At 66.2% G+C, this 5932-nt stretch carries 5 protein-coding genes; 2 read left to right on the top strand and 3 right to left on the bottom strand.

All coding sequences use genetic code 11. The features are described from left to right. Together VFT73_RS01855 and VFT73_RS01850 are read right to left on the bottom strand one after the other, a co-directional pair. The coding region (locus tag VFT73_RS01855; protein WP_326408439.1) for an efflux transporter outer membrane subunit at positions 1-926 on the bottom strand (926 nt) is incomplete at its 3' end. 173 nt (positions 927-1099) lie between these two features. Beyond that, positions 1100-2011, bottom strand: a complete 912-nt coding sequence (locus VFT73_RS01850) for an aldo/keto reductase (RefSeq protein ID WP_326408438.1) — start codon at positions 2009-2011, stop codon at positions 1100-1102. 99 nt (positions 2012-2110) lie between these two features. Between VFT73_RS01850 and VFT73_RS01845 the strand changes: the two genes are divergently transcribed. Continuing rightward, entirely contained in the window at positions 2111-4138 is a 2028-nt protein-coding gene (locus tag VFT73_RS01845; RefSeq protein ID WP_326408437.1) for a TIR domain-containing protein, read from the top strand. A 16-nt stretch (positions 4139-4154) separates the two neighbouring features. On the opposite strand, the gene VFT73_RS01840 is transcribed toward VFT73_RS01845, so the two are convergent. After that, complete coding sequence (locus VFT73_RS01840) at positions 4155-4829, bottom strand: GcrA family cell cycle regulator (RefSeq protein ID WP_326408436.1); 675 nt, start codon at positions 4827-4829, stop codon at positions 4155-4157. Positions 4830-4889: 60 nt separating this feature from the next. Here VFT73_RS01840 and VFT73_RS01835 point away from each other — a divergent pair, with 60 nt between their 5' ends. Beyond that, entirely contained in the window at positions 4890-5732 is an 843-nt protein-coding gene (locus VFT73_RS01835; RefSeq protein WP_326408435.1) for an ABC transporter permease, read from the top strand. Positions 5733-5932: the final 200 nt, after the last annotated feature.

Below are 5932 nucleotides of genomic sequence, written 5' to 3'. Positions count from 1 at the left end.
ACGTCCGGCCGCTGCTCGACCAGGGTCGAAGGCAGGCTGAGCGGGAGGTCCGTGGGAAGCGTCAGGCTCGCGAGGCTGAACTTCGTCGCGCCCGCCTGCGCGGGATAGCGGCCGGTGAGCACGGCGATGAGATGGTTCTGCTGGTCGCGCTGCTTGATCAGCGGAGGCAGGGACGCTTCGAGCTGCGCCAGCTGCGTCTGCTGCGCGGCGATGTCGGCGCCGCCGATGTAGCCCTTGGACTTTTGGTATTGCAGCAGGCTGAGGATTTGACGGTTCAAGCCGATCAGCGCGTTGGTCGTATCGATCTGGTCTTCGAGCGAAGCTTCGGTGATCGCCGCCAGGGCCACGTTCGCGCTGAGCGTGATGTCGACCGCGACCATCTGATAGCGGGTCGCCTGCTCCTGCGCCGCCAGGCTCTCGACCGTCCGCTTGTTCAGGCCGAACACGTCGGGGGTATAGGAGACGCTGACCGCCGGAGTGATCAAGCTGTAGGCGAAGCTGTTGTTCGCCGGCACCGGCGCCAGCGTGGCGGACGGGTCCTTCTCGCGCGTGATGCTCGCCCCCGCGCTGACTTGCGGCAGATAAGCGCCGTGTTGCGCCAGCGTGTTCTCATGCGCCACGCGCAACGCCGCCTGCGCGGCCGCCAGGTCGGGATTGTGCGCGAGCGCCGCGGCGATGAGGGCGTTCAGTTCCGTCGAATGGAACAGGGTCCACCAGTCCGCGGGGATGTCCGCGCCGGAAAGGAAGTGCTGCGCTTCGCCTCCGGGCACGCCCGGCGCGGCGGCGGTCGTCCGCGGTTGCTCCTGCTCCTGCGTGTAGGCGGCGACGGGCGGCGGCGCGGGAGTCTTGAAGTTCGGACCGACGACGCATCCGCCCGCGAGCAGCGGGACAAGAATCGCAGCCGACAGCCGACAAGAAAGCTTCATGGCGCTCCACGAACAAGGCGAGGGAAAGACCCCCGCCCGCGGAGCGGGATAATATTACATCACCAAGTCGGCAAGTTCACTGCTCGAGAATTCGGGCATCATTACAACAGTGTAATCTGCTTGTTGGACGGAAGCCCGCGCTCAACTGAAAAAGCGGCGCCAAAGCCGACGCGTCATTGCGGTTCGAAACCGAGGCTCGCGAACTGTTCGATACGGCGCGGGGCGATGATCAAGCCGTCGACGCCCGGAGTGTCGAGGATGAAGCGCAGGGCGGCTTCGGGCATCATCTGCTGTTGCGCTTGGGCGGACTGCCTCAACTGCTCGATCGCCGCGAAGGCATCCTGGCTCGAGTAAGCGGCGCAGACTTCAGGCGCGTGGGCCAGGCGGCTGTCTGCCGGCGGCGCTTCGCCGGGGCGGTATTTGCCGGTGAGAAAGCCGCCGGCGAGCGGGCTGAAGGCGGTGTAGCGAAGGCCATGCTCGACGCAGAAGGGGATCAGCGCCTCGGCATCGGCGGTGGCGAGCAGATTATATTCGTTCTGCACATATTCGAAGCGTGCGGCGAGAGTGCGAGGAGAAAGATCGCGGACCGCCTGCACATCGGCCAGCGTGGCGTTGGACACGCCGAAGCGGTCGATCTTTCCGGCCTCGATTGCGCGTTCCATCGCTCCAAGCGTCTCTTCGAGCGGAGTCACGCGATCGAATTCGTGGATGTAATAGAGGTCGATCCGCTCGACGCCGAGACGGCTTAGCGATTGGTCGAGGTGATGCGCGATCTGTGTGCGGCCGAGCGGCGTTTTGCCGGGCGGGCAGCCGTGCGGATTGCCGACCTTGGTCGCGATTTGCGCGTTCTGGACGAATGCGCTGCCTTGCGACTGCAGCCATTTGCCGAGGATGACCTCGCTCGCCCCGCCGCCGTAGGTGTTCGCGGTGTCGAAGCGGCGAAGGCCCGCGCGGCGCGCATGATCGAGCAGCTGCAGCGCGCGCTCTTCGCTGTCGCCCGCGCCGCGCAGGCGCGGCGAGGAACCGATCCCGCCGAAATTGCCGCAGCCGAACCAGATGCGAGTGATGTCATGAGCGGTCAGCATGGACATCTCCGTCGTCGCCCGGTGGCCTGAAGCTCCGCCTCTCGCATCGTCAGCTGCAACTGGCTAGAGTTCCTCGTCCGAACGCGGGGATGTGGGTTGATGGCGGATGTCTTCGTGTCCTACGCGCGAGGAGATGAGGCGCTGGCGCGAACGATCGCGGAGCAGCTGGAAGCCGCGGGATTTACCACCTGGTGGGATAGCGCCCTCCTTCCGCACAGCAGCTTTTCCAATGTCATCGAAGATGAAATTCGCGACGCGAAGGCGGTCCTGGTCCTCTGGTCGGAAACGGCGGTCAAATCGCAATGGGTCCGGGCCGAAGCGGAGCTTGCGCGTGGCGAAGGCAAGCTGATCCAGGTCGCGATCGGCGCGCCGCGAATACCGCTTCCATTCAACCAGTATCAAACCGCCGACCTCAGCGGATGGCGCGGTGACCCCGCGGATGCGCAGTGGGCGAAGGTGCTTGCGAGCGTCGCCCATTTCGCGGGCAGCTCGGGCAACGAAGCCGCTCCAGCTTCCGCGATTCCGGTCAAGAGCAAGCCAGCCAAGCGAAGGGGGCTGAGCGGACGAAGGCCGGTGCTTGCGCTGGCGGGTGCGGCCATAATCATGTTGGCGGGCGCCGGCCTCCTGCTCGTGCGCGGCATGGACCACGGGACAGCGCGCGGCCCCCGCATCGCTCTTCAGCCATTCCGCACGATCGGCGACAATCGGGACCTCGGCAATTTTGCCGCAGAGCTTTCAGACAGTCTGCAGAACGTCCTGACCGACGACCAATTGCAGACCTTGTCTCCGGCGGAGGCCGCGACCCTGCAGGGCAACGATTCCGCGGATCGCCTGAAACGCCTCGGCGTCGGCCTGATGTTCAGCGGCGCGGTGGAGGACAAGGGTCCCGACCTCGCCGTGAGCATGCGCCTGGACGACCCGGTGCAGCATGCGACCTTGTGGACCGCCCAACTGTCGCAGCCGCTCGCGCAATCGCAGCAGCTGCAGGCGCGGGTCGGAGCGTTGACCGTCGCCGTCCTCAACTGCTCGTCGCAGGCATTGGCGCCGAGCGTCCGCATCAGCGACGCGGCGCTTCAGGCATTTCTTCACGCCTGCGAGCTTTCGGAAACCACCGATCATGGCCAATCCGGCTTGCGCGCCGCCTACGCCATGCTGGACGCCATGCGTCAGGCCGCGAGCGGCGCTCCAGACTTCGCGCCTGCGCACTCGATGCTGGCCAAGCACATCGCCTTCGTCCTGCCGCTCATGCCCGCAGACCAGGCGGCCACGCTCCGCAGCGAGGCGGATCAGCAGGCGAAGCTTGCGCTCAAGCTCGATCCCAAGGACCCGGACGGGTTTGTCGCGTTGGGGCTCCTTGCCCCGCCACTCGATTTCGCCGGACGCGAAGCCTTGTTCAGGAAATCGCTCGCCTCAAATCCGGGTTGGCCGCACGCGAACGGCTTTCTCGGCAATGTCATGACGGACGTCGGCCGGCTCGAGGATGCCGAAGAATTGTACGAGCGCGCCGCCGCCGCGAATCCGCAGAGCGTCGACTGGGCGCAGCAAGCGGCCGACGGGCTGGTCTGGATCGGCCGGGCGGATCAGGCGGACCGGGATCTCGCCAAATTCGCGCAGCTTTGGCCGAACGACGTCAACGTCTGGCAGATTCAACTGGAGAGCCTGATGACCCAGAAGCGCTGGGGAGATGCACTTCGCCTGTTGGATCGCGCAGGGGACTTCGGTGCTTCGGTTTCGCCTGCCTGGGTCGCCGGTATCCGAACGCTGTTGAAGGCGCTTCAGTCCGGAGACGCGGGGGCGCGGAATGCGGTGCGCGAGAGCCTGATCGCCTCGAGCCGGTCGGATCCGCAGCAGGCGATCGGCCGGCTTTCGTTGCTGGGGTTCGACGATGACGCGTTCGCCGTTGGCGCCCGTTACTCGCCCGGACCGTCCGACGGCCCTTCGTTCCTATTCGAGCCAGAAACGGCCGGGTTGCGCCGCGACCCGAGGTTCATGCAATTGGCGGCGCGGTTCAAGCTGATCGATTATTGGCGGCGCACCGGACACTGGCCGGACTTCTGCCGCGAGCCGGGGCTGCCTTACGTATGCACCGAGGAGGCGGCGAAGCTCACCGCTTCACCGCCTCGCTGATGTTGCTGCTGGATATTTAGCGAACCCTCGGCCCGCCGAACGGAAGCGGGGGCGGGGGGCGGCGGTCGCGGCGGGGGAGTTGGGCCTGGTAGGCGACTCCGCAATGCGCGACGCAATAGGGGAAGCCCGGGTTCGCGGGCTCGCCGCAGAAGTAGAAGTCGGGCTCGCCCGGATGGCCGATCGGCCATTTGCAGATTCGGTCGTTCAGTTCGAGCAGGCTGGTCTTGTCGGCGACCTCGGGGCTCGGCTTGGCGGGGACGAGGCGGCGCGGCGGAGCGGGCGGGATCGGGGCCTGCTGGTCGCCGGGCCCCTGACGGACGAAGCCGCCGGGGCCGATCGAACGATACTGCATCTCCGGAGCCGAACGGTGCGGCGTCGCCGGCGCGGGTGCCGCGGCCGCGGCGGGAGGCGGCGCATGAGCCGCGGGCGCGGGTTTTGGAGCCTCAGCTTTCGGAGCAGCCTTCGGAGCGGCGGGAGCGGCCGGCGCGGGTGCCGCGGCGGCGGGCTTCTTGACCTCTTTCTCCTCGCCCGGCTTCACGGGGGAGGGGCGCTGCTCGAGCCCGAGGCGATGGGCTTTGCCGATGACCGCGTTGCGGCTCACTCCGCCGAGCTCGTCGGCGATCTGGCTGGCGGTCGCGCCCTCGTGCCACATCTTCTTCAGGCGCTCGATGCGCTCTTCGGTCCAGGACATTTGCAAAAAAGCTCCAATTCCTTGCGGGCCGCGACTTCACCCGATAGTCGCCGCGGCGCCGTGAACGACCAGCCGATCAACGACCCGCAAGCGCGATGGGTGCGCTTCGCACCGGGCACGCCGGTGCTGAGGGGCGTCAATTGGGGAGGCCTCGAGACCCTTTATATCAAGGAGGTGAGGCGGTTCTTCAAGGTCCAGTTGCAGACCGTCTGGGCGCCCGCGATCACGACCTTGCTCTATCTCGCCATCTTCACCGTCGCGCTCGGCGGGAGCGGGCGGAAGATCATGGGCGTGCACTACGCCGACTTCATCGGGCCGGGCCTCATCGTCATGGCGATGATGCAGAACGCCTTCGCCAATGCGAGCTTCTCGCTGCTGGTCGGCAAGATCCAGGGCAATATCGTCGATTATCTGATGCCGCCGCTGTCGACCGGCGAGCTGATGGCCGGGCTGATCGGCGCGGCGGTGACCCGGGCGTTCCTCGTCGGGCTCGCGGTGTGGGTCGCGATGCTTCTGTGGCCGGGAGTCTCGGTCGACGTTCGGCATCCCGGGCTGGTGTTCTGGTTCGGGCTGATGGGTTCGCTATTGCTATCCCTGCTCGGCCTCCTGACCTCGCTCTGGGCCGACAAGTTCGACCATGCCGCGGCGGTGACGAATTTCGTGGTCACGCCATTGTCCCTGCTCAGCGGCACTTTCTATTCGGTCAAGCAGCTCGCCCCGAGCTTCGAAAAGATTAGCCACGCCAATCCCTTCTTCTACGTGATCTCGGGCTTCCGCGCCGGCTTCCTCGGGATCAGCGATTCGCCCTTGTGGGTCGGCGCGATCGGCCTGCTCGCGCTCAACCTCGTGCTGTGCGCGATCTGCTACGCCGTCCTGAAGAGCGGCTGGAAGATCAAGAACTGACGCAGAGCCGTTTCGCGGCATTAATGATGTTGAACGGCGACTGACGGCAATGTTCAGACGCGCCTCAAGCGAATCGGCGCACAACTCCACGCATCAACCGCTCAACCAAGGAGAGCCGTGATGCGTAAACTTCTGATCTCTCTCGCAGCCGCGGGCGCGGCTCTCGCCGTCGCAAGCCCCGCCGCCGCGCAATATTATCC

Source organism: Sphingomonas sp., from assembly GCF_035758555.1.
Lineage (GTDB): Bacteria > Pseudomonadota > Alphaproteobacteria > Sphingomonadales > Sphingomonadaceae > Sphingomonas_B.
This window is presented reverse-complemented; position numbering and strand designations above follow the sequence as displayed.